We start from the raw sequence: 22,561 nt of genomic DNA on the forward strand, positions 1-22,561 counted from the left end.
AAGTCTACAGGGCGCGGCCCCCGCGCCGAAGATCCTTCCGTTGGATCATCAAGAACGCGCGCCGGGGCCTCACCAGCCACACCGCCGTCAGCAACATCCCCGCCAGCGCCAGCGAGCCACCGCCCGTGCTGCAGCCACCGGGAAGCGGCCCCGCGCCACGCACCGCGCCGTCTGAAACAAAGGTCATGGATGACACCGCCTCCACCTCGAGCGACACGGGCGAGACGTGCTGTCCGGGGATGACCTGCGCGTCGGGCCCGGGAGGCTCGGACGCAGCGGCCTCCTCCGCGTCCTCACAGACGGGAGGCATTCCATGGACGCGGACGCGGAACGCACTTCCGGGGTTTCCGGAGATCTGCGCGGTCAGCGTGTTGTGGCCATCCGTGGCCATCACCATGCCCTTGGCGATGAGGGACACGTCCTTGTGGAACTGGTCGGGCGACACCTTCACGTGGCCGTTGAGCCACACCTTGCCGGACGTGGCCGGCGCGCCGTTGAGGCCGTTGTCCACGCAGATGACCCCTATCCCCTGGCCGGCGAAGTCGACCTGGGCGCCGTTGGGGGCGCCGGTGGTCCGCGTCAGCTCCAGCGTGGTCAGCAGCGGCCAGTCCTCCGGCGAGTAGCAGACGTCGATGGGGAGCCGGTCCACCTCCTCGAAGGGCCGGCACGGGCGCTCCGTCGGAAGCTGGAAGGTGAAGGAGTGCACGTTGAAGTCGCCGTTGGCCGGCGCCGTCCACACCACGCGCACCGTGCCGTCCGCCGTCATGCTCAGGTCATTGAGGTTCTCGTTCTCGGGCCCGCTCGTCAGCACGTAGAGCGTCTGCGACTTCAGGTCATAGAGGACGATGTCGAAGTCGTTCTTCTCCGGCGCCTTGCGCTCGAAGGCCACCAGCGAGCCGCTGATGCTCGGGTTGGCGTCCAGCCCCGGCAGCGCCAGCCGCTGCTCGGCGCCGCCGCCCACCGGCTTCCAGTAGATGTCCCGGTCCGAGACACCGTCCACCGTGCGCGTGCTGGCGTAGACCACCACCTCGCCGTTGGTGTCCGGCTGCGACTCCTCGCCCCCGGTGCCGGTGAGCGCCTGGGTGGTGAAGCCGTCGCCGTTCCACCGCGCCTCCCAGATGTCGCAGCCCAGGCCCTGGGCGTCACACTTGGCCCAGACCACCGTCTTCCCGTCGGGTGCCACCGCCGGCGTGCGGTCCTGCAGCGCGTCCTGGGTGAGCCGGGTGAGCAGGCCCGTGTCCAGGTCGAACGCGGCAATCTCCGGCTGCAGCGTGTTGCCGGTGAAGCCGAAGTCCTGCCACGCCACCGTGCGGCCGCCAATCACCGCCGCGCGCCGGCTGCTGCCCTCCTCGGGCGCCAGCTCCACCGGCGTGGCGCCCGGAGCCACCACGTCGAAGGTGTAGATGGCGCTGGAGGCGCCGACGCGGGTGAACACCACCGTGCCGCCGCTCACGTCCGACACGAAGTCGAACGCGCCGTTGTTGGGGATGGCCGCGTCCTGCTCCGTCCGCAGGTCGTGGTAGCGAATCTCGCTCGTGCCGCGGACCTCGTTCGTGTAGGCGACCAGCGCGCCGCTGACGTGGGGGTCCGTCTGGTCCCCCGGTCCACCATTGACGACCTTCGGCGTGCCGGTGATGGGGCGCGCCTCCATCTGCGCAAAGGCGGGAGACAGCGCGGGGAGCAGCGAAGAAACCAGGGCCAGTGTCCGCAGCATCGGAAACGACCTCCCGGAGAGACCGAGACGACGACCCTCGCCTGCACAAGGCACACGGGACCCGGCATATCCGGTACTGGCTTCCCACGGCGGTCACGGCCGGCCGTACTTCAGGCCCCGCGGCTTTGCGCACCAGGACTTTCGCCCTGGATTGCCCTTGAACAGGAACGACTGCGGAGGAGTCTAGGGAGCCGTCTCACCAGGGGTCAAGGCGATCGGACGTCTGCCCGCACGGTCTTCTACCGGGAATCGTTGTTTGCTTGATTCCAGATGTCCTGAGTGTCCGTCTTCAGAGGGGGCGGTGTGGTGTCCACCACCACGTCCTGCCTGTCCCTCTGTTCAATACGCTTCACTCCGACCGCTCCCACTCCGACGGCGCGGACGTCCACGGTGTTGCGGCCCTCGCGCAGCGCCACCTTGCGCTCGAAGTGGCCCTGGGCGTCCGGCGTCACCGAGACGCCGTCCACCTCCACGCGGCTGCCGGGGGCCGTCTGGCCGCGCACGAGCAGCTCGCGCTCGCGCCGCGTGCGGTCCGCCGGCCAGTCCACCTTGAGCAGGAGGCTGCTGGGCACCGTCGCGGGCTCGGACGGGGCCTGGCCGGGGCGGATGACGGCCTGCTGGCCCGCGCGGACGATGACGACCTTGCCCTGCCCGAGCAGCGTCACCTCGCCCTCGCGCGTGCCCACCGCCACGGTGCCCTTGCCGTTGTTGCTCATGGTGAAGGCGCCGGCCTGCTCGAGGGTGGCCTTCGCGTCCGCGTTGGCCGCCTTCACCTCGAAGGTGTGGCGCTGGCCGGGACGGACGATGGCCGTCGCCATGCCGCTGCCGAGCAGGATGCGGGACACGGACTCCGTCAGCTCCTCCACGGAGATTTCGGTGCCGGGGTCCATGCGCACCTCCACGGCCTCGCCGCCGATGAGCATGGCGTACGAGCCGTCCTCGGTGCGCACCTTCTCGTTGCGGCGCAGGGCCGTCCCCACCGTCGCCGGGTGCCACAGGCCGTCCGCGCCCTGCACCTCCACGGTGCCGGACACCTCGGTGATTTCCAGCTCCAGCGGCTTCTTCGCGGCCGGAGCCGTCACGACGGCGGGCGGCGGCCCGGGCGGCGGCGGAGGAGGCGGCGGCTGGCGCAGGAAGATGAACCACCCCACCGGCAACGCCGCGAGAATCAGCACGAGGCCGACGAGGAAGGGCGTCTGGCGGCGGGGTTGGGCCATGGGCAGCCTCGCTAGCTATCACAGCCCCATGGGGGGCTCACGCCTTCGGCAGCGTCACGGTGAAACAGGCTCCCTGCCCTGCTTCCGAGCGCACGTCGATGGTGCCCTGGGCCTCCGTCACCACGCGCCACACCACGCTCAGCCCCAACCCCACGTTGGACCACACGTCCTTGGTGGTGAAGAAGGGCTCGAAGATGCGCGGGCGGATGTCCGGGGAGATGCCCTTGCCCGTGTCCTCCACCTCGACGAAGGCGCGGCCGTCGCGCTCGCCGGTGCGCAGGGTGAGGCGCTTGACGGGCGTCTTCAGCATCGCCGTGCGCGCGTTGGACAGGAGCGCCAGCACCACCTGGGACAGGTGCCCGGGGTCCGCGCGCACGCGGCCCAGCCCCTGCGTCAGCTCCGTGACGAGGGTGATGCCCTCGCCGCGCGTCTGGTGCTCCGTGAGGCTGAGCGCGTCGCGCACCACCGCGTTCAGGTCCACCGGCCGCAGCTCCGCGCGCTCGCGCTGCTGGGAGAAGCGCAGCAGGTTCTGGGTGATTTCCTTGCAGCGCTTGGCGCTCTGCTCGATTTTCTGGAGCGTGCCGAGGTCCGGGTCGGACGCGCCGCGGTCCAGCATCAACAGCTGCACGTTGCCGAGGATGCCGGCCAGCGGGTTGTTGATTTCATGCGCCACGCCCGCGCCGAGCTGCCCCACCGCCGCCAGCTTCTGCGCCTCCAGCAGCTGGGCCTGGGCGGCCTTCAGGTCGGAGGTGGCCTCGTCCACGCGGGTGCGCAGGTCGTCGTTCCACCGCATCAGCCGGGCGCGGGCCGACTCCAGCTCGGCGCCCATGCGGTTGAACGTCGTGGCCAGCTCGCTCAGCTCGTCCTGGCCCCGCACCGTCACGCGCCTGTCCAGCTCGCCGCGCCCGTAGGCCTCGGCGCCCTCCACCACGTCCGCGAGCCGGCGGTTGAGGCGGCGGGTGAAGAGGGCCCCCAGCCCGAGCAGCACGATGAACGTCGCGCCGATGGAGAGCAGCACCGTGCGCCGCATGGCGCTCACCGGCGCCAGGGCGGTGGCCTCGTCCACCTCCACCACCACGTCGAAGCGCAGGCCCTGCGGCACCCGCGCCACGCTCACCCGCCGCGCGGGCGGCTCCACGCGGAAGCTGCGCACGGGGTCCGGCAGCGGCGCGGAGGGCGTGACGAGGTGCGCGGTCAGCTCCGGCGCCAGCACCTGCATCCGCCGCTGGGGCTCCGAGCTGGCCAGCACGCGCCGGTCCTCGTCCACCAGGTCGATGCGCCCCAGGCCCCCGGCCGCGCGGCGCTTCAGCACCGCCTCCAGCTGCGTGAAGACCACCTCCGCCAGCGCGTACGGCGCGCCCTCGCCTTCCGCCAGCTTCACCACCACGGCCACCGCCGCGAGCCCGTCGTCGCCATGGAGGTACGCGCTGCCCACCGCCGCCTGGCCCTTGCCGCCGCCGCGCAGCGGCTGCACCGGCACCGAGCGCACCAGTCGCTCCAGCCCCTCGGCCTGGAACGCGGGGTGTCCATCCGCCGCCTGCGCCCGGAAGACGGGCGTGCCCACCGGCCGGCCCTCCGCGTCCAGCTTCAGCACCGCGCTCACCGCCGGGGACTGGCCGTAGAGCAGGCGCAGGCCGCCCGCCGTCTCCGCGTCGGTGGCGGTCTGCCAGTCGAACAGCTCCGCCGAGCGGGCCAGCGCGTCCACCACCTCCATCAGCGAGGTGCCCACCGCCTCCGCGGTGGCGCTGGCCTGGGCGCGCTGCTCCGCGTCGATGCGGGCGGCCAGCTCGGCCTCGGCGCGCGAAAGCAACAGGAAGCCCACCGCGGCGAGGGGAAGCACCGTCGCGGCCAGCATGAAGAGGACGAGCTGTTGGTAGAGCCTCATCCGGCCACGGAGCGTACCACCCGCTCCCTGTCACTGCGCAGGAAGACGGAGCCGGCAATCGCCTTGGCCCGCTTCTTCATGTCCGCCGCGCGCCGCGCCAGCTCCGCGTGGTCCTGCGAGCCGTCCGTCATCACCGCCACCACGGACACGCTCATGATGGGGAAGTGCCGCTTCTCCCCGAAGCGGTCCTCCGCCTCGATGTGCCCGCGCTCCCGGTCCTGCCTGTCGTAGTAGAGCGGGATGATGCGGTCGAAGGTCTCAATCGCCTTCTGGCAGATGCGGTCCACCGACTCCGTGGAGGTGATGAACACGAAGTCGTCACCGGCCACGTGGCCCAGGAAGTCCCCGGGCACGCCGTCCTGCGCGAAGATTTCGCGCATCAGGTCGCCCGTCTGGCGCACCACGCCGTCCGCCTTCGCGAAGCCGTAGTAGTCGTTGTAGGCCTTGAGGTTGTCCAGGTCGAGGTAGCAGAAGGCGAACGGCCGCCGCGCCACCAGTCGCCGCTGCACCTCGCGCTCAATCGCGGTGGAGCCCGGCAGCTGCGTGGTGGGCGACGCGGACAGCTCCTGCTCCTTGCGCCGCATCACGCTCTCCACGCGCGCCCCCAGCTCCAGCGCGTCGAAGGGCTTGGTGAGGTAGTCGTCGCCGCCCAGCTTGAGGGCGCGCACCTTGGAGGACGTCTCCGCGCGCGCGGAGATGAAGATGACGGAGATGTGGCCGCTGGCGCGCTCGGCCTTGATCTCCTCCAGGAAGACGAAGCCGTCGCCGTCCGGCAGCGTCACGTCCAGCAGGACGACGTCCGGCCGGCGCTCGCGCAGGGAGCGGCGCCCTTCCTCGATGGAGCCCGCGGTGGCCACGTCGAAGCCGATGTTCTCCAGCACCTCGCGGCAGATGGCGGCAATCTTCGCGTCGTCGTCCACCACCAGCACGCGCCCGTGGGCGGGACCCGAGCGGCCGCGCACCAGCGAGTCCACCGTGGCCATCAGCTTGTCCGGCGCCAGCGGGCGCACCAGGAAGGCGTCCGCCCCGGCGCGGAAGGCGCGCTGGCGCTCGTCGAAGGCGGACGTCACCAGCAGCGGCGCGCGGCGCGTCTCCGGGTCGTGCCGGAGGATTTCCGCCAGCCGCAGCCCGTCCACGTCCGGCAGCCGCACGGAGACCAGCAGCATGTCCGGGTGGTAGGTGCGCGCGGACGCCAGGCCCTCCTCGGCGTTGAAGGCCAGGCGCACGTCGTAGCCGCGCCCCATCATCAGGGCCTTGGCGATGTAGCCCACCTCGGGCTCGCCCTCGATGACCAGCACCCGGCCCCGGCTCTCCTTGCGGCGCGGCTGCACCGGCACGCTCTCCGCCCCGTCGTCGCCCCGCAGCTCCGGTGGCGGCTCGGTGGGCAGCACCGCCATGAAGCGCACGCCGTCCGTGCAGGGCTCGCACCAGATGCGGCCGCCGTGGGCCTCCACGATGTTGCGGCAGATGGCCAGGCCCAGGCCGGTGCCGCGCACGGTGCGGTTGGCCTTGGTGCGCGCCTGCTCGAAGCGGTCGAAGATGCGCTCCAGGCTCTCCTCGGCGATGGGGTCCCCGCTGTTCCAGCAGGAAATCACCACGTAGCCGGGCAGGCTGGAGGTGGCGTGCAGCTCCACCCGCACGTCGCCGCCCTCCGGGGTGAACTTCACCGCGTTGTTGAGCAGGTTGTTGAGGACCTGGTTCAACCGGTTGGGGTCCGCCATGGCCCGCAGCGGGTGCCGCGGCAGAATCGACTTCACCAGGATGCGCTTCTCGCCGAAGGCGGGCTGGTACTTCTCGACGACGCGCTGAATCACCTCGTCGAGATACGCCACCTCGAAGTTCATCCGCAGCCGGCCCTTGGCGAACTTCGACAAGTCGAGCAGGTCGTCGACGATGGCGTTGAGCTTCTCGGTGGAGTCCTTCGCCAGCGACAGGTAGCGGCGCTGCCGCTCGTTGATGTCGCCGGCCATGAAGTTGAGCACCAGGTCCAGCGCGCCGGACATGGACGTGAGCGGCGTGCGCAGCTCGTGGCTCACCATGGAGACGAACTCGTCCTTGCGCTCCTCCAGGCGCTTCTGCTCGGTGATGTCGCGCAGCACCACGCACACCCCGCGCAGCGTGCCGCGCGCGTCGCTCACCGGCGTGACAGTGACCTGCACGTGGCGATCGAAGAGCTTCACCTCCTCGCGCAGCACCTGGTTGCCGCTGTACTCCCAGCCGCGCACCAGGTGGAAGGGCTGGAAGCCCAGCCGCTCCTCCATCATCCGCGTGGTGTGCGCCTCCGCATCGTCCCCCGCCTGGAGCAGGCGGCGCGCGGCGGGGTTCATCACCACGATGTCGTTCTTCTCGTCGGTGAGGACCACGCCGTCCGCCATGGACTCCACCATCCGCTCCATGCGGTGGCGGGCCTCTTCCTCCGCCGAGCGCAGGGACTGGATGGCGTCCGCCGTCTGGTTGGCGAGCACGTCCAGCAGCACGCCGTCGTCCTCGGTGAAGGCGTCCGGCTTCTGGCTGAACAGCGACAGCATGCCCACCGGGCGCCCGCCGGCCACCAGGTTCACGGTGAGCTGGCTGGGGTAGACGGTGGTGGCCGCCGCGTCCTTGGTGGTGGTGCCGGCCACGCGGGTGATGACGCGGTCCTCCGGCAACAACAGGCCGCTGCTCTTGCGGTACGCGCCGAGCATGGACTCCTTCACGCCCAGGAGCGCCTCCTCCCCCACCGTGCCGTGGCAGCGCAGGCGCAGCGTGACGCTGCCCGACGAGTCCGGGGCGATGAGCGCCGCGCCGCAGTCGTACGGCAGCACCCGCGCCACGGCGATGAGCACCCGGTCGATGATGTTGTCGTAGCTGGCCGGGTCATTGGCGGAGGCGCGGCTCACCTCGTACAGGACGAAGAGGGCCTCCACGCGCTGGTGGAGCTGGCGGATGAGCCGCTCCTTGTCCCGCCGCAGCTGGGTGAACTCCACCGCGTTCTTCACGGTGATGACCAGGTCGTTCACGTCCCACGGCTTGGTGATGTACCGGTACACCTGGCCGCGGTTGATGGCCGCGATGATGTCCTCCGGGTCCGTGTACCCGGTGAGCAGCAGCGCGGTGACGTCGAAGCCCTCCGCGCGCACCGTGGCCACCAGCTCGATGCCCGACATCTCCGGCATCCGCTGGTCCGTGATGAGCACGTCCACCGTCTCGCGCCGGAGGATTTCGAGCGCAGCCGACCCGTTGGGGGCGGTCAGGACCCGGTACCGGCGCTGGAACATCCGCGTGAGGATGTCCAGGACGTCGGCCTCGTCATCGACGAACAGCAGCGTGTGGCGGGGCTCGGACAAAGCGGGCGGAATTGTACGCAGAGATCGCCGTCCTGCCTCAAGGTGTGAGAAAGACGACTGCTCAGCACGCACGGTGGGTGCGTAGGGGGACACTGAACGAATTGACTCTACACGTATGTTCAGGGAGAGTGGATACTGAAAGCCTGTTGCCTGGACGTCCGTGCCCCTGGCAGGACGACAGCCGAGGGAGGGAGCGCATGGAAGAGCTCACGGAACGCCAGCGCGAGATTCTCAGCTTCATCGTCAAGGAGACGGAGACGCGGGGCTTCCCGCCGACCATTCGCGAAATCGGCGAGCAGATGGACATCCGCTCGACCAACGGGGTGAACGACCACCTCAAGGCCCTGGAGCGCAAGGGCTACCTGAACCGGGGCGAGCAGCAGAGCCGCTCGCTGGTGCCCACCAAGCGGGCGCGGCTGGCGCTCGGCCTGGGCGCCAAGAAGGAAGCCGGCATGGTGGAGGTGCCCCTGCTGGGCAAGGTCGCCGCCGGCGCGCCCCTGCTCGCGCAGGAGCACATGGAGGACTCGGTCAAGATCGACAGCTTCCTCTTGGGGGGCGTGAATGGCCGCGAGGTCTTCGCCCTGCGCGTGAAGGGGCAGTCGATGATTGACGACGGCATCCACGACGGCGACTACCTCTTCGTGAAGAAGACGCCGTCGGCGCAGCCGGGCGAAATCGTCGTGGCCCTCATCGAGGACGAGGCCACGGTGAAGCGCTACTACCCGGAAGGGGACCGCATCCGCTTCCAGCCGGCCAACGCCACCATGCAGCCCATCTACGTGAGCCGGGCGGAGTTCCGGTCCACGATGATTCTGGGCCAGGTGGTGGGCGTGTACCGCAAGCTGCAGGGCGGGCGCGTCTAGCGCGTCAGTCCAGCTTCGTGGAGACGATGGGGTCCTCGTCCGCCGTGTGCCACGGCAGCGAGGGCCACCAGGGCGACAGGGCCGGAGGTGCCTCCGGCTCCACGCTCTCCCCCGGCTTCGGGACGAGCACCTGCTGACCGGCCCTGCCGGCGGCCGCGAGCACGCGCTCCATCGGCTCCGTCCAGCCGTGGGGCGCGAGGCTGAACAGCCCCCAGTGCACGGGCAGGAGCACCTTCCCCCGCAGCTGCTGGTGGGCGAGCACCGCCTGCTCGGGGCCGATGTGCCAGTCCGGCCAGGCGCTGTGGTACTGCCCCACCTCGATGAGGGTGACGTCGAAGGGCCCCAGGCGGGCGCCGATGTCCTTCATCGCGGGGAACAGCCCCGTGTCCCCCGAGTAGTAGGCGCGGTGCTTCGGGCCGAGCAGCGCGAAGCCGGCCCACAGCGTGGCGTCCTTGTCGATGCCCGTGCGCCCCGAGGCGTGCCGGGACGGCGTGCAGACGATGTCGAGCCCGGCCACCTGCGTGCGCTCCCACCAGTCCAGCTCGACGATGCGCGCGGGCGGCACGCCCCAGGACTCGAGGTGCGCGCCGACGCCGAGCGGGACGATGAAGGTGGTGTCCCAGTCCTTCATGGCCACGACGGTGCGGTGGTCCAGGTGGTCGTAGTGGTCATGGGAGATGACCACGGCGTCGATTTTCGGCAGCGCCTCCAGGGCGACGGGCGGCGCGTACCACCGCTTGGGGCCGGCCCAGGTGAGCGGCGAGGCCCTGTCACTCCAGATGGGGTCCGTGAGCACGCGGGCGCCGTCCACTTCGATGAGCGTCGAGGAGTGGCCGAACCAGGTGACGCGCAGGCCCGTGGCCGGAGGCGTCTGCCACAGGCGGGGGTCGACGGAGGCGGTGGCGAGCGGCAACTCGGTGGGGCTCGCGACGGGGCTCGCGTTGAACATGGCCGAGAGGGAGCGCTTGAAGTCGTTGTAGAGCGGCTGCGGGTTCTCGAAGGCGCCGTCCTGCCACTGCGGTGAGCGCTCCATCCGCGCACGGCGCGCGCCGTCCGCACGGCCACCGAAGGCCGTCCAGGCGCTGGCGAGGGTGCCGACCAGCGCGAGGGCCACCAGCGCCCCCGTCCAGCGGGCCGCGCGGGCGAGGCCGCGCCGAAGAGTCGAGGACTTCAAGGGTGTTCTCCAGGGACACGGCCCGCGAGGGCCACCGTCCGGATAACGTCGAGGGCGGCCGGGCGCCGCGTGTCGTGCGCGGCCGCCTCCAGGCCCCGTGCGAATGGCGCCGGGAAGCGCCGGGCGCTTCGTACCGTGGCCGGCCGCTTCCGTGCCGCGCGGCTCACGGACACTTCTTCACCCCGGCATCGGCCGAGGTGGCGCGGGCGCACGCGGCCTGGAGCACGGCGGCGTCCTTCAGCTCCCGCGCCAGGCGGGCGGTGGTGAGCTGCAGCTCGGCGTCCTTCACGTGCTCCTGCTCCGAGCTGAGGCTGGCGAGGATTCGCAGCGCGTCCGGCTTGCGGTCCAGGTCCGCGAGCAGGTCGGCCAGCTCGCGCAGCTCGCGGGTGTCCTTGCCGGAGACGGACTCCAGGGCCGCGTCCAGCTCGTCCAGCGCACCCGGCCGGTCCTGCATGGCGAGGTGGATGCGCGCGAGCGCGACATGCACCACGGCCCGGTTCTTGATTTTGAGCGACTCCTTGTAGGCGGCGATGGCGTCACCGGGCTTGTCCAGCCGCATGTGGATTTCCCCGACGAGCTCCCAGAGGGTCGGGTCCGTGCGCGAGCGGCTCGCGGCGTCCTTGTAGGCCGCGGCGGCCTCGGGGAGCTTGCCCGCGCGGACGAGGGCATCCCCCAGCGTGGACAGCACCTCGGCCGTGCGCACGCCCTCGCCCACCGCGCGGTGGGCGAGCGCCAGCACCTCGTCGTTCTTCCCCTGCTGCGTGAGCACGTCCAGCGCGCGCATCACGAGCAGGGACTTCGTCTCACCGAACGCGGCGGCCGAGGCGAGCATGAAGTGGCGCACGGCCTCGTCCTTCTCGCCCTGCTTGAGGTGCAGCTCGCCGAGGGACTCGAGCGCGTTGTAGTCGTTCGGGTAGAGGGCGATGGCCTTGCGCAGGGAGCTCTGGGCCTCGGGCACCTTGCCGAGCTGGGCCTGGATGAAGCCCAGGCGGCTCCAGTTGGTGGAGCGCTTGGGGTCCAGCTTGATGGCGGCCTCGAACTCGGTGGCCGCCTCGTTGATGCGGCCCATGGAGAGGTAGACCTCGCCCCGGGCGGCGGGCAGGCGCGGGTCATTGGGGAGGATCTGCTTCATCGCCTCGAAGGAGGCGAGGGAGGCCTCGAACTGTCCCTGGAGGTACTCGGCGGTGCCCTTGAGGTAGAGCCCCTCGGCATGGTCCTTGGGGTTGACGCGCGGAGGGCCGTCGTCACACGCGGCGGCGAGCAGGACGAGCAGGGGCAGGACGCGCAGGCGCGGGGACATGGAGGCTCCGACTCTCAGAAGTGGTAGGCGATGCCCGCGTTGAGGTCCAGGTTGAGGCCGTCACCGAGCTTGGACTCGGCGAGGCCCATCACCGCCTGCGCGACGTTGGTGCCGACCTCGAGCTGGACGCCCACGTGTCCGGCGATGAGGTACTCGAGGCCCCCGAAGCCGACGACGGTGGGCAGCGGGCCGGTGGACTGGAAGATGCCGAAGTCGCCGAAGGACAGCTGCACGCCCAGGCCGAAGCCCCAGTAGGGGCGGAGGGGCTTCGCCACGTTGTGGTAGTGGCGGAGGCCCACGAGGCTGGGGAGGACGTTGAGGCCGCCCTTGGCGCCCTCGGTGTTGGAGCGCACGTAGCTGAAGCCAATCTGCGCGAAGCCGACCCACTCGGGGTGGAACCAGTAGCCGATTTCCAGGTCGCCGCCCGGGTTGAGGGTGGCGAGGTTGTCGATGAAGTTGTTGTTGATGCGCAGGCCGAGCACGAAGCCGCCGCCGCCCGTCCTGGGGCCGCCCAGCAGGGGCCGGCCCGAAATGGCCTCCTCGGGGTGGACGAGCGCGGCGAGGAGCTCGTCGGCGACGGCCTCGGCGGTGCGCAGGAGGGTGTCGGCCTCGGGGGCCTCGGCGCGGGGCTTGGCGAGGCTGCGGCCGCCGATGGTGTCCACGAGGCTGGCGGTGAGGAGGTACTGGTCGCCGAAGCGGTCCAGGCGGCCGGTGATGATGTAACGGGCGCCGGTGATGGAGGACAGTTCCTGGAGGCACGCGCCCCGGTCGCAGGACTTGATGCCGAGGAGCTGCCGCTGGCGCTCGGCGTCGAGCACGGTCTCGATGTCGCGCTGGGAGAGGACGCGCAGGCGCTGGGACTCGGCGAGGCGCGAGGCGATGAGGGAGGTGACGCCGGGTGCGGAGTCACGGGCGGACGCGTTGGACTCGAGCGTCAGCACCGCGACGACGAGGGCTTCCTGCTCGGGCTGCGGCGCGGGAGTGGGGGCCGGTGTCTCCACCGCGGGCGGCGTCACCGGGGCCGGCGCGGGAGCCGGCGCCTCGGCGGCGGGCGCGGGCGGGGCACTGACCTCGGCGGACGGAGTCTGAGCACGGGCAGCCGTGGTCAGGAGGAGGAAGGTGGAGACAAGCAGCGTGAGGGAGCGCGGCACGGCGCGAGACTCTATCCCTACCCGGGCCTCCCACGGAGAGGGAGGAGGCGGACTTCAGCCGGTCTCCCGAAAATCGCCGGGCAGGCAGGCTGGCTGCCGTCCGCACGCCCACGCGACACACGCGAGCACGGGCTCCGAGCTAATCGGGTGGGCTCAGCTCTTCGGGAAGAGGGGTTCGCAGGAACTCCCACCGGCCCGGCAGGCTTACGACGGTGAAGCCCTCACCCGCGATGCTTACGAGCGCGCCATCCGGAGCCGCTCCGCTCGCAAGCCAGGCGTCGGCCTCTGCTCGGGACGTGAACGACTGAGCGACGAGTGCCACGCTGGTAGCGGGAGCGAAGTACTTCCGGAAGTACGCTCGGTACTCATCCAACTTCTGGCCGTCCCGAAGGTAGACCAGCGCCCCCGCGGCGATGTGGAGGGCTTCGTCCTCCAAAGAGCCATCCGGGTATTTCTCGTTGATGGTGCCGATGATGCGGATGATGGCATCCACATCGAAATCTGGGTCGTAGGCCATCTTCCACCTGTCACAGCGCAAGCGGCACCAGGAGCAGCGCACCGCTGCCTCCAGTAGCCACGATGAAGGCGACACCCGCAACGATGACGACAGTGCCGACTGCAACTTCGGCCTTGTGCTCCCCCAACCACGAAAGCGCCCTGTCTACATCCGGGAACTCCAGGGTATGGCGAGGCCTGTTCCGCTCCTCTTGCTCCTGCTCCTGGACGCACTGTACGTAGGCCTCCCGGCAGGTCCGGGTGCAGTAGGCGTGGTGCCAACCATCTCCCTTGCGATGGGGGTATGGAACACTGGATCTGCTCTTGATGGCAGTCCCGAGCTCCAGAGCCGCCGACTCCCTGTGCATCGTCGGAGATGACATAGGTCCGAGCCTCCACCGCACGTCGCGCATGGCCACAGCCCGTGCAGAGCAGCAGGGCGATCAGCAGCGCACGGCCCCTCACGTGCGCACCGCCACCGGCCTCAAGAGGACGGCATCGGGCCAAGGTAGTCGAGCGGGTCCATCGGCTTGCCGTCCAGGCGGACCTCGAAGTGCAGGTGCGGTCCGGACGTCTTCCCCGACTCGCCCACCGTGGCAATCACCTGTCCCGGAAGCACCCGCTGACCCGTGCGCACGCGCAGCTCCCGGTTGTGCGCATACAGCGTAATCAGCCGGTCCGAGTGCTCGACGATGACGATGTTGCCATAGCCGCGCTGCTCGCCCGCGTAGAGCACCGTGCCCTCCTTCGCGGTCTTCACCGGGCTCCCCGCGGGCGCGGCCAGGTCGATGCCGTCGTGCGGCTCCTTGCCCTTCTTCCCGAACCGCCCGTACAGCACGCCCCTCAGCGGCCAGTCCAACATGCCCTGCGTGGCCACCCGCGGCCGCGAGCCCACGCCCGGACGCGGTGCCGGACGCGAGCGCGACGGCGGCTCCTCGCGGCGAGCCACCACACTGCGCCGGGACCCGCCATCCGAGGACGTCCGCACCGGCTCCGAGTCCGCCTCGGCCAGCACCTCGTGCGCCTCCACCGGGGCACTCCGCGCCACCCCGGGGACGGTCAACTCCTGCCCCACCGCGAGCGTCCACGGCGCCTTGATGCCGTTGGCCGACCCCAGCTCCTCCACTGAGAGGCCGTACGTCTTCGCGATGCGGTACATCGTCTCGCCCGCCGCCACGCGATGGCGCATGGACACCAACTCCGGCTCCGCGTGCGCGGACCTCAGGGCGAAGGGGAATGCACCCCCCTTCCCCGTCGACACCGTCCCGGAGGATGTCCCGGCGGGCGCCGCGCCCTTCACGTCCTCCGCCGGGGCCCACGCCGTGTCCGGACCGGGAGCGGCCGCCCGGGTTCCCGCGCAGCCGGCGAACAGCACGGCCACGAGGAATACCCGGAGCGCCCCACCCGCTCGGCTGGCCACGGAGGACTTCAACGCTAGGCACCGTCCGGTTCGTGCCGCGCGTAGCCCTCGAGCGTCCAGCCCGCGAGCTCACCCAGCCGCCCGTGGTCCGTCAGCTCGAAGTGCAGCGGCGTCACGGAGATGCGCCGGTCCAGGTGCACCGCATTGCAGTCACTGCCCGGGATGTCCTCGTGCTGGTACTCGCTGCCGCCAATCCAGTAGTACTTGCGGCCCCGCGGGTCCACCTTCTCCACCACCTCGTACCCGTAGGTGTGCCGGCCCTGGCGCGTCACCACGTAGCCGTCCGGCTCCACCCCACCGGGGATGTTCACGTTGAGGAGCATCCTCGGTGGCAGCGGACGCGCCAGCGCGCTCGCCACCAGCGAGCGGGCGAAGCGGGCCGCCGGGCCGAAGTCGAACTGCCCCCGGGCCACGAGGCTGAAGGCGATGGCGGGAACCCCGAGGATTGCCCCTTCCATCGCCGCCGCCACCGTGCCGGAGTACATGACGTCTTCGGCCAGATTCGCGCCGTGGTTGATGCCGGAAACCATGAGAGCCGGGCGATCATCCTTCAGGAGGTGGTTGATCGCCAGATAAGCGCTGTCCGCGGGGGTGCCGTCCACGGCGAACCACCGCTCGCGCACCTCCTTGATGCGCAGCGGCCGGTGCAGGGAGATGGCGTGCGAGGCGGCGCTCTGCTCGCGGTCGGGCGCCACCACCCACACCTCGCCCAGCGGTGTCACGGCGTCCACGAGGGCCTTGAGGCCCTCGGAGAAGTAGCCGTCGTCGTTGGAGACGAGGATGCGCGGTTGCTTGTCGCTCACGGGCTCACTTCTTCTGCGCCAGGGAGCGGAAGACCGAGCGGCCGGCGTAGCGCGCGGACGCGCCCAGCTCCTGCTCGATGCGCAGCAGCTGGTTGTACTTGGCGATGCGGTCCGAGCGCGACGCCGAGCCCGTCTTGATCTGCCCGCAGTCCAGCGCCACGGACAGGTCCGCGATGGTGGTGTCCTCCGTCTCACCGGAGCGGTGGCTCATCACCGACGTGTAGCCCGCCTTGTGCGCCATGCGCACGGCGTCGAACGTCTCCGTCAGCGAGCCAATCTGGTTCACCTTCACCAGGATGGAGTTGGCGATGCCGCCGTCGATGCCGCGCCCCAGCCGCTCCACGTTGGTGACGAAGAGGTCGTCGCCCACCAGCTGCAGCTTGTTGCCCAGCGCGTCGGTGAGCTTCTTCCAGCCGTCCCAGTCATCCTCCGCCATGCCGTCTTCGATGGAGATGATGGGGTAGCGCTCGGACAGGCCGCGGTAGTAGTCGAGCATCCCGGACGAGTCGAACTCCTTGCCCTCGCCCTTGAGCTTGTACTTCTTCGAGCCCTTGTCGAAGAACTCGCTGGCCGCCACGTCCAGCGCGAGGAACAGCTGCTCGCCGGCCTTGAAGCCCGCGGCGTCGATGGCCTCCATGATGAGCTTGAGGGCCTCCTCGTTGGCCGGCAGGTCCGGGGCATAGCCGCCCTCGTCGCCCACGCCCGTGGCCAGCTTGCGGCCCTTGAGGATCTTCTTCAGCGCGTGGAAGACCTCGGCGCCCCAGCGCAGTCCCTCGGCGAACGTCGTGGCGCCCGCGGGCACCACCATGAACTCCTGCACGTCCACGCGGGTGTCCGCGTGCGCGCCGCCGTTGAGGATGTTTATCAGCGGCACCGGCAGGGTGCGCGCCTGGGCGCCGCCCACGTACCGGTACAGCGGCATGCCGTGCGCGTCCGCCGCGGCGCGGGCGCAGGCCATGGACACCGCGAGGATGGCGTTGGCGCCCAGCTTGCCCTTGGTGGGCGTGCCGTCCAGCTCCAGCATCTTCTGGTCCACGGCGAACTGGTCCGCCGCGTCCATGCCCACCAGGGCCGGGGCCAGCACGTCCATGACGTTCTTCACGGCCTTGCGCACGCCCTTGCCCAGGTAGCGGCCCTTGTCGCCGTCACGCAGTTCAATGGCTTCGTGCTCGCCGGTGGATGCCCCGGAGGGCACCGCCGCGCGGCCGCGCGAGCCGCCCGTCAGGTGGACTTCGGCCTCCACGGTGGGGTTGCCACGGGAGTCGAGCACTTCACGCGCAAGAATCTGAGCAATCTCGGTCATAGGCGGGCTTTTCTAGAGGAGGGCTCCGGAGCGGGCAAGCATGCTCGCATCCGTCACTGCTACAGTGTCCACCCGTCGAATGCCGCCCAACCGCCGCAATGCCCCCAAGGGGCCCGACCCCCTCCTTGCCCAGCGTCGCCGGGGCGCGCTGCTGGGCCTGGCCGTGGGCAACGCCCTCTCCGTGCCCACCGCGCACCGGCCCTTCATGGCGGTGCCCTTCCCCGCGCGCGCCGAGGGCCCCTACCTCAAGCTGTTGGGCGGGGGGCCACACGAGCTGCGCAAGGGCCAGGTGACGGAGGAGGTGCAGCTGGCCTGCTGCCTGTCCCACAGCCTCAGGGATTTGAGGCGCTATGACGCCGCGGACGCGCTCCGCCGCTACCGCGCCTGGCAGCCCCACGCCTTCGACGTCAGCGAGCCGATGAAGGACGTGCTGGAGGAATGTCAGCAGGGCCTGCCGCTGGGCGCCGGCCGCCGCGTGTGGCTGCGCGCCTTCCGCCAGCCCGCGGGCGCGGGGAGCCTGGCACGCACCGCGCCCCTGGGCGTGTACCTGGCGGGCGACACCGCCGCGCGCACCCAGGCCTCGCTGGAGGACTCCGCCCTCACCCACTTCGACCCGCGCTGCCAGCTCGCCTGCGCCGCCTTCAACGCGGCCCTGGCACGCGCCGTCACCAGCGGCGCGGAGCTCAAGCCCGAGGACCTCCTCGTCGCCGCGGAGTCCGGCCTGCTCGTGGCGGGCGCCGCGCTCGGGCGCTCCGCCAGCGACTACGTGCAGGAGGTGACGCATGCCGCCGCCCTCCTGCGCGAGGACCTGGTGCTGGCCCGCCAGGAGGACCCGTGCCTCTACGGCCCGGAATTGCACCTGCACCGGCCGCTGCACGCCGTGCGCGTCGCCTTCCGGCTGGCCTTCTGGGAGTTGCTCCACGCCCCGAGCGCCGAGGCCGCGCTGCTGGACGTCGTCCACCGGGGGGGCGACACGGAGGCCCACGCGGCCATCACCGGTGCGCTGGTGGGCGCCTTCCACGGCGAGGAGGCGCTCCCCGCCGAGTGGCGCAAGGGCGTGCTGGAGGCGATGTCCACGGTGAAGGGCCCCCTCTGGGACGTGTACCACCCGAGGCACCTGCTGGCGCTCGCCGCGGTGTGAGGAGGCCGGGCCCGCGAGGGCGCAGTGCCCGTCTCCAGGCCCTGGATGTGCGAAGCCCGCGGGGGGCTGTCCTCTCAGGGAGGACTCCCACCGCGGGCTCGGTGACACACGTCGCGGCCGCCGGGCCGCGCGTTGGAATCAGGACAGCAGGTCGATGACCACCACGCCCCGCTGCGGCTTCTCGTCCTCGGTTTCCGTGCGGCGCCGGGGGCGGTCGTCAGGAGCGGGCAGCGGCAGCTCCACCACCGGCCTCTCATGGTCCTCCCGGCGGCGCTCACGTCGCTTGATTTCTTCGATGATGAAGGCGTCGAGCATGGGTCTTCCGTCTCCCTCAGCCTACGTACCCCGATGTACGCCCGCCGTCCCGCCCCAATACCACTTCCACCTGTCTCAGATGCAAATTAAGAACCCCGGTTCCGGAACGGGTACGTCGCAGCCATCTCGCACGGTTGCTCGTCCGCCACCCGACATCCAGGCCAGGGCGACCGTGGCGCAAATGTCAGGGAGGGCGAAATACCGCCTGGGACGATGTTCATTCTAATGCCCTCGAATTGGCCCGCAAGCGGTCCAACCCATGGGCAGACCCGGGGCATTCGGGCGGCAAGGCACCCGCCCGCGGGGGCCGCCTGCCCGCCTGCTCATGGCGGACATGACGGCCTGCGTCAGACGTCTTTGGGGACCTGGAAGGGTCCTCAGGCACCCTCGGCGCGGCGCTTGAAAGCCTCCAGCATCTTGGGGAGCGAGGTGTCCACCAGGGCGTTGACGACGGCCTTGGGCACCAGCAGGCCCAGGGCCATCTCCACGTTGTAGGTCGCGCGCGTCTTGCCCTCGCCCTCGGGCTCCAGCACCCAGCTGCCCTTGTTGTCCTTCATCATCTCACCCTCGATGAAGGTCCAGGCCATGCGGCGGGGGCGCTCCTCCGTGACGCGGATGGAGTAGCGCACCGTCTTCATCACATCGACCTTGTAGTGGAGCTCCAGCGTGTTGCCCTGCCGGTTGGCGGCGCGGACCTCCTTCACCTCCGGCAGGAACTCCGGGTAGCGCTCGTACTGGGTGATGATGTCGAAGACCTTCTCGACGGGAGCGTTGATGACGATGGTCCGCGTGGCGCCAGGCATGGGTGACTCCGTCTCCAGGTGACAGCGTGGGGGTGTGGCCTAGAAAGCGTACCCCGGCTTCTTGTCGAACTTGTGCAGGGACTGGATGAAGCGCACGGTGCCCGTCTTGCTGCGCATCACCACCGAGTGCGTCTCGCAGCCGCCGCCGAAGAAGCGCACGCCCTTGAGGAAGTCGCCGGTGGTGACGCCGGAGGCGGCGAACATCACCTCGCCCTTCGCCAGCTCCTCGGCCGTGTAGATCTTGGACATGTCGGTGATGCCCATCTTCTTCGCGCGCTCGATTTCGCCCTGGTTGCGGGGGACGAGCCGGCCCTGCATGTCGCCGCCGGTGGCGCGGATGGCGGCCGCGGCGATGACGCCCTCGGGGGCTCCACCGATGCCCATCAGCACCTCCACGCCCGTGTCGTCGAAGCAGGTGGCGATGGCGCCGGCCACGTCACCGTCCTCGATGAGGCGGATGCGGGCGCCCGCGGCGCGGACCTCCTTGATGAGGTCGGCGTGCCGCTCGCGGTCCAGCACCACCACGGTGAGGTCCTCCACGTAGACCTTCATCTTCTCCGCGATGTTGCGCAGGTTCTCCGTGGGGGACTTGCGCAGGTCGATGGCGCCGCGGGCGCGGGGGCCCACGGCGATCTTCTCCATGTACGTGTCGGGCGCGTTGAGCAGGCCGCCCTTGCCGGCCATGGCCACCACGGAGATGGAGCCCGGCCGGCCGTAGGCGCACAGGTTGGTGCCCTCGAGCGGGTCCAGGGCGATGTCCACCTCGGGAGCGCCCTCGCTTCGCTTGCCCACCTTCTCGCCGATATAGAGCATGGGCGCCTCGTCGCGCTCGCCCTCGCCGATGACGACGGTGCCGTCGATGTGCAGCGCGTCGAAGGCCTTGCGCATGGCGTCCACGGCGGCCTGGTCCGACTCGTCCTTGTTGCCGCGGCCCATCAGTCGCGCGGAGGCGATGGCCGCCATCTCGGTGACGCGCACGACCTCCATTGCCAGGTTGCGATCCATGTGTGTGCTCCTTGAGTGTCCCTGAAGGTTCAGGTGGAAGTGGGGGAGCCCGGCTTCGGCTCCGAGGGTTTCAGCAGTCGGACGATGGCGTCCGGCATCCGGACCGGCTTGCCGTCGCGCCCCACGCAGGCATGCAGGGTACGGCCAGTGCACAGCAGCGTGCGTGGCTCGCCGTCGCGGAAAAGCTCGTAGGTGAACACGATGGACGCGCGGCGCAACTCGCCCACCGTGACGCGGATGACAATCAGGTCGTCGTAACGGGCGGGGGCGCGGTACTGGCAGCTCGCCTCCGCGACGGGCAATTGCGTGCCGGAGCGCTCCAACTCGGCATAGCTGCCGCCCTTCGCGCGGAAGTACTCGCTGCGGGCGAACTCGAAGTAGCGGAAATAGTTCGCGTAGTAGACGACACCCATCTGATCGGTGTCGCCGTAGATGACGCGAAGCCGGGCCTCGACCATGAGGGCGCCGACCGTAACAGGGCGGTGTTCTGCGTCCAAGCAGTCGCGTGGGATGTTGGTTGCTTCCCACCACCGCACCAGGGCAGCTTCTACGACGTATGATTCGAGCACTCCTGTTGATGACGGCCCTGGCCGCCCTGCCCGCCTCGGCCCGTCCGCCGCGGCTCACGCTGTTCATCACCGTGGATGCGCTCGGCAGCGACGTGCTGCTGCGCAACCGGCCCCGGCTCCAGGGGGGCCTGGGGCAATTGCTCAACGCGGGCGCCTTCTACCCGTACGCGCGCTACGGCTACGCGGAGTGCCGCACCGCGCCCGGCCACGCCACCCTCTCCACGGGCGCCAACCCATGGCGGCACGGCATCATCGACAACCGCTGGGTGGACCGCGCCACGGGCAAGCCGGTGAACTCCTTCGTGGACCCGGCGCACCCGGTGCTGGAGGTGCCGCTGGCGCCGGGGCAGGACGCCAGCCCGGCGAACCTCATGGTGGAGACGCTGGCGGACCGGCTCCGGGTGGCGACGCAGGAGCGGGGCAAGGCGGTGGCGGTGTCGCTCAAGTCCCGTGCGGCCATCGCCCTGGCCGGGCGCCTGGGCCAGGCGTGGTGGTTCGACGACGGCGTGGGGAAGTTCGTCACGGGCACCTGGTACACGAAGGAGTTCCCCGCGTGGGTGAAGGAGCTGAACGCGCGGAAGCTGCCGGAGTCCTTCTTCGGCAAGAAGTGGGAGCTGTCGCGGCCGCGCACGGAGTACGTGGGCGAGGACGACCGCCCCCACGAGGTGAATGCGTACGGCCTGGGCCGCACCTTCCCGCACCCGATGGACGGAGGGCTGCCGTCGCCGGGGCTGACCTTCTACCGGGCGTTCGGCGTGTCCCCCGACGCCCATGACGTGCTGGTGGAGGCGGCGAAGGCGGCGATTGTCGGCGAGGGACTGGGCAAGGATGACGTGCCGGACCTGCTCGCGGTGAGCGTCAGCGGGACGGACCTGGTGTTCCACGAGTTCGGCCCGTACTCGTGGGAGATGCAGGACTCGGTGCTGCGGCTGGACAAGGCGCTGGGAGACCTCATCGCCGCGGCCGAGCGCGCGGCGGGAGGCCGGGCCAACCTGGTCATCGCGCTGTCGGCGGACCATGGCGGCGCGGCGCCTCCGGAGCAGTGGGCGGCGCAGGGGCTGCCGGCGCAGCGCATCAGCCCGACGGTGCTGGCCCAGGCGCTGACGCAGGAGCTGCGCAAGCAGTTCGGCGGCGACGTGACGGCCACGCTGGAGGAGCTGGACGTGTACCTCTCCGGCAAGTCGTTGGAGGGAGGCAAGACGGACGGTGCGGCGGTGCGGCGCGCGGCGGCGGCCTGGCTGGCGAAGCAGCCGGCGGTGGTGCTGGCGGTGGCGCGGGACGACCTCTTCACCGCGCCGGACGTGGGGGGCCATCTCGGGCCGCTGCGCAAGGGCTACTACCCGGAGCGCGGCGGGGACGTGCTGTACATGCTCAAGCCCTTCGCCCTGCTCTACACGGCCCCGGAAGGCACGAGCCACGGCACGCCGTACGCGTATGACTCGCAGGTGCCCGTGGTGTTCGCGGGCAAGGGCATCAAGCCGGGCGTGTACATGGAGGAGATGGACCCCGTCGACGTGGCGCCCACCCTGGCGGCGCTGATGGAGATGGGCATGCCCGCGTCTGCGGAGGGCAAGCCGCGCGCCGAGGTGCTCACCGGCAAGTGAGCTTCAGGTGCCATCGGATTGCAGGAATCCCAGCCAGCGCATCAATCCGGAGGCGCGCTCCGCCGCGGCCCGCCTGATGCGGGCGGTGCCGTGGGGGCGGCAGGCGCGGAGAAGTAGCGGCGCGCGGCCAGCAGGCAGATGAAGCCCACCGCACTCAAGAGGATGTCGAGGGCCGGAAGGTCGGGCTTGAGCATCTTGCGCGCGATGACGAACGCGAGGAGCTCGAGGATGGCCATGAGGTCATGGGTGATGAGGGTGCGCGCCAGCTCGATGCCGATGACCATCAGGAGCACGCGGTAGATGACGTCGTAGAGCGCATCCGCGCTCTCCCAGTCCGTGCTCACCACGGCGCCCGCGCTGTGCCAGGCGAACGCGGTGACCGCGACGAGGATGGCGAGCGCGAGCGCGCGCTCCATCCACGTGGCGACAGCCTTGGACCAGTGGATCAAGGCCTTCTCCATGTGTGCGCCATC

20 protein-coding genes are annotated in these 22,561 nt (G+C 70.5%); 3 read left to right on the forward strand and 17 right to left on the reverse strand.

The genetic code is table 11. From position 1 onward, the window contains the following. Positions 1–4 precede the first annotated feature (4 nt). The 4 genes from ACX9TP_RS29160 to ACX9TP_RS29175 all read right to left on the reverse strand — a co-directional run bounded on the left by ACX9TP_RS29160 (position 5) and on the right by ACX9TP_RS29175 (position 8,142). Positions 5–1,714, reverse strand: coding sequence for a TolB family protein (locus ACX9TP_RS29160; protein ID WP_482973905.1), 1,710 nt, complete (start codon positions 1,712–1,714; stop codon positions 5–7). A gap of 239 nt (positions 1,715–1,953) precedes the next feature. Beyond that, positions 1,954–2,931: a FecR domain-containing protein gene (locus tag ACX9TP_RS29165; protein WP_482973906.1), complete on the reverse strand. Its 978-nt coding sequence runs from the start codon at positions 2,929–2,931 to the stop codon at positions 1,954–1,956. Positions 2,932–2,968: 37 nt separating this feature from the next. Then, the gene (locus tag ACX9TP_RS29170; protein ID WP_482973907.1) at positions 2,969–4,816 is read right to left on the reverse strand and encodes a sensor histidine kinase; all 1,848 of its coding nucleotides are present in this window, start codon (positions 4,814–4,816) and stop codon (positions 2,969–2,971) included. Next, positions 4,813–8,142 carry a response regulator gene (locus ACX9TP_RS29175; RefSeq protein ID WP_482973908.1) on the reverse strand — a complete coding sequence of 1,110 codons (3,330 nt, stop codon included), beginning with the start codon at positions 8,140–8,142 and terminating at the stop codon, positions 4,813–4,815. The genes ACX9TP_RS29170 and ACX9TP_RS29175 overlap by 4 nt, the downstream gene beginning before the upstream one ends. Before the next feature lie 197 nt (positions 8,143–8,339). Here ACX9TP_RS29175 and lexA point away from each other — a divergent pair, with 197 nt between their 5' ends. Continuing rightward, positions 8,340–9,005: a transcriptional repressor LexA gene (gene lexA, locus ACX9TP_RS29180; protein WP_482973909.1), complete on the forward strand. Its 666-nt coding sequence runs from the start codon at positions 8,340–8,342 to the stop codon at positions 9,003–9,005. Positions 9,006–9,009: 4 nt separating this feature from the next. Here the strand turns inward: lexA and ACX9TP_RS29185 are convergent, their stop codons facing one another. From ACX9TP_RS29185 to eno, 8 genes are all read right to left on the reverse strand, one after another. Next, the gene (locus tag ACX9TP_RS29185; protein WP_482973910.1) at positions 9,010–10,179 is read right to left on the reverse strand and encodes an MBL fold metallo-hydrolase; all 1,170 of its coding nucleotides are present in this window, start codon (positions 10,177–10,179) and stop codon (positions 9,010–9,012) included. A 163-nt stretch (positions 10,180–10,342) separates the two neighbouring features. After that, entirely contained in the window at positions 10,343–11,479 is a 1,137-nt protein-coding gene (locus ACX9TP_RS29190; protein ID WP_482973911.1) for a tetratricopeptide repeat protein, read from the reverse strand. A gap of 14 nt (positions 11,480–11,493) precedes the next feature. After that, positions 11,494–12,630, reverse strand: a complete 1,137-nt coding sequence (locus tag ACX9TP_RS29195) for a hypothetical protein (RefSeq protein ID WP_482973912.1) — start codon at positions 12,628–12,630, stop codon at positions 11,494–11,496. A gap of 139 nt (positions 12,631–12,769) precedes the next feature. Beyond that, positions 12,770–13,147, reverse strand: a complete 378-nt coding sequence (locus ACX9TP_RS29200) for a hypothetical protein (protein WP_482973913.1) — start codon at positions 13,145–13,147, stop codon at positions 12,770–12,772. Positions 13,148–13,157: 10 nt separating this feature from the next. Beyond that, complete coding sequence (locus ACX9TP_RS29205) at positions 13,158–13,508, reverse strand: hypothetical protein (protein WP_482973914.1); 351 nt, start codon at positions 13,506–13,508, stop codon at positions 13,158–13,160. A 101-nt stretch (positions 13,509–13,609) separates the two neighbouring features. Beyond that, complete coding sequence (locus tag ACX9TP_RS29210; protein WP_482973915.1) at positions 13,610–14,545, reverse strand: peptidoglycan DD-metalloendopeptidase family protein; 936 nt, start codon at positions 14,543–14,545, stop codon at positions 13,610–13,612. Between the two features lie 14 nt (positions 14,546–14,559). After that, positions 14,560–15,348 carry a 5'/3'-nucleotidase SurE gene (gene surE / locus ACX9TP_RS29215; RefSeq protein WP_482973916.1) on the reverse strand — a complete coding sequence of 263 codons (789 nt, stop codon included), beginning with the start codon at positions 15,346–15,348 and terminating at the stop codon, positions 14,560–14,562. A gap of 4 nt (positions 15,349–15,352) precedes the next feature. Next, positions 15,353–16,651, reverse strand: a complete 1,299-nt coding sequence (gene eno, locus ACX9TP_RS29220; RefSeq protein WP_482973917.1) for a phosphopyruvate hydratase — start codon at positions 16,649–16,651, stop codon at positions 15,353–15,355. A 79-nt stretch (positions 16,652–16,730) separates the two neighbouring features. Here eno and ACX9TP_RS29225 point away from each other — a divergent pair, with 79 nt between their 5' ends. Continuing rightward, the gene (locus ACX9TP_RS29225) at positions 16,731–17,792 is read left to right on the forward strand and encodes an ADP-ribosylglycohydrolase family protein (protein WP_482982237.1); all 1,062 of its coding nucleotides are present in this window, start codon (positions 16,731–16,733) and stop codon (positions 17,790–17,792) included. Between the two features lie 138 nt (positions 17,793–17,930). On the opposite strand, the gene ACX9TP_RS29230 is transcribed toward ACX9TP_RS29225, so the two are convergent. The 4 genes from ACX9TP_RS29230 to ACX9TP_RS29245 form a co-directional block, all read right to left on the reverse strand. Then, complete coding sequence (locus ACX9TP_RS29230; RefSeq protein ID WP_205520329.1) at positions 17,931–18,107, reverse strand: hypothetical protein; 177 nt, start codon at positions 18,105–18,107, stop codon at positions 17,931–17,933. Positions 18,108–18,484: 377 nt separating this feature from the next. Next, a complete protein-coding gene (locus ACX9TP_RS29235) occupies positions 18,485–18,910 on the reverse strand; it encodes a type II toxin-antitoxin system RatA family toxin (RefSeq protein WP_482973918.1) in 426 nt (141 codons plus the stop codon). Positions 18,911–18,949: 39 nt separating this feature from the next. Next, positions 18,950–19,915, reverse strand: coding sequence for a class II fructose-bisphosphatase (gene glpX / locus ACX9TP_RS29240; RefSeq protein ID WP_482973919.1), 966 nt, complete (start codon positions 19,913–19,915; stop codon positions 18,950–18,952). A gap of 29 nt (positions 19,916–19,944) precedes the next feature. Then, positions 19,945–20,373: an acyl-CoA thioesterase gene (locus ACX9TP_RS29245; protein WP_482973920.1), complete on the reverse strand. Its 429-nt coding sequence runs from the start codon at positions 20,371–20,373 to the stop codon at positions 19,945–19,947. Between the two features lie 98 nt (positions 20,374–20,471). On the opposite strand from ACX9TP_RS29245, the gene ACX9TP_RS29250 reads away from it, so the two are divergent. Next, entirely contained in the window at positions 20,472–22,088 is a 1,617-nt protein-coding gene (locus tag ACX9TP_RS29250; RefSeq protein WP_482973921.1) for an alkaline phosphatase family protein, read from the forward strand. 41 nt (positions 22,089–22,129) lie between these two features. Here the strand turns inward: ACX9TP_RS29250 and ACX9TP_RS29255 are convergent, their stop codons facing one another. Beyond that, a complete protein-coding gene (locus ACX9TP_RS29255; RefSeq protein WP_482973922.1) occupies positions 22,130–22,549 on the reverse strand; it encodes a hypothetical protein in 420 nt (139 codons plus the stop codon). Positions 22,550–22,561 lie beyond the last annotated feature (12 nt).

This window comes from Pyxidicoccus sp. M15 (assembly GCF_056858435.1).

Excerpts from the sequence above, each read along its gene's own strand:
- ACX9TP_RS29160 (WP_482973905.1), bottom strand. The coding sequence starts at position 1,714 with ATGCTGCGGACACTGGCCCTGGTTTCTTCGCTGCTCCCCGCGCTGTCT.
- ACX9TP_RS29165 (WP_482973906.1), bottom strand. The coding sequence starts at position 2,931 with ATGGCCCAACCCCGCCGCCAGACGCCCTTCCTCGTCGGCCTCGTGCTG.
- ACX9TP_RS29170 (WP_482973907.1), bottom strand. The coding sequence starts at position 4,816 with ATGAGGCTCTACCAACAGCTCGTCCTCTTCATGCTGGCCGCGACGGTG.
- lexA (WP_482973909.1), top strand. The coding sequence starts at position 8,340 with ATGGAAGAGCTCACGGAACGCCAGCGCGAGATTCTCAGCTTCATCGTC.
- ACX9TP_RS29190 (WP_482973911.1), bottom strand. The coding sequence starts at position 11,479 with ATGTCCCCGCGCCTGCGCGTCCTGCCCCTGCTCGTCCTGCTCGCCGCC.
- ACX9TP_RS29200 (WP_482973913.1), bottom strand. The coding sequence starts at position 13,147 with ATGGCCTACGACCCAGATTTCGATGTGGATGCCATCATCCGCATCATC.
- ACX9TP_RS29205 (WP_482973914.1), bottom strand. The coding sequence starts at position 13,508 with ATGTCATCTCCGACGATGCACAGGGAGTCGGCGGCTCTGGAGCTCGGG.
- eno (WP_482973917.1), bottom strand. The coding sequence starts at position 16,651 with ATGACCGAGATTGCTCAGATTCTTGCGCGTGAAGTGCTCGACTCCCGT.
- ACX9TP_RS29225 (WP_482982237.1), top strand. The coding sequence starts at position 16,731 with ATGCCGCCCAACCGCCGCAATGCCCCCAAGGGGCCCGACCCCCTCCTT.
- ACX9TP_RS29230 (WP_205520329.1), bottom strand. The coding sequence starts at position 18,107 with ATGCTCGACGCCTTCATCATCGAAGAAATCAAGCGACGTGAGCGCCGC.
- ACX9TP_RS29235 (WP_482973918.1), bottom strand. The coding sequence starts at position 18,910 with ATGCCTGGCGCCACGCGGACCATCGTCATCAACGCTCCCGTCGAGAAG.
- glpX (WP_482973919.1), bottom strand. The coding sequence starts at position 19,915 with ATGGATCGCAACCTGGCAATGGAGGTCGTGCGCGTCACCGAGATGGCG.
- ACX9TP_RS29245 (WP_482973920.1), bottom strand. The coding sequence starts at position 20,373 with ATGGTCGAGGCCCGGCTTCGCGTCATCTACGGCGACACCGATCAGATG.
- ACX9TP_RS29250 (WP_482973921.1), top strand. The coding sequence starts at position 20,472 with ATGATTCGAGCACTCCTGTTGATGACGGCCCTGGCCGCCCTGCCCGCC.
- ACX9TP_RS29255 (WP_482973922.1), bottom strand. The coding sequence starts at position 22,549 with ATGGAGAAGGCCTTGATCCACTGGTCCAAGGCTGTCGCCACGTGGATG.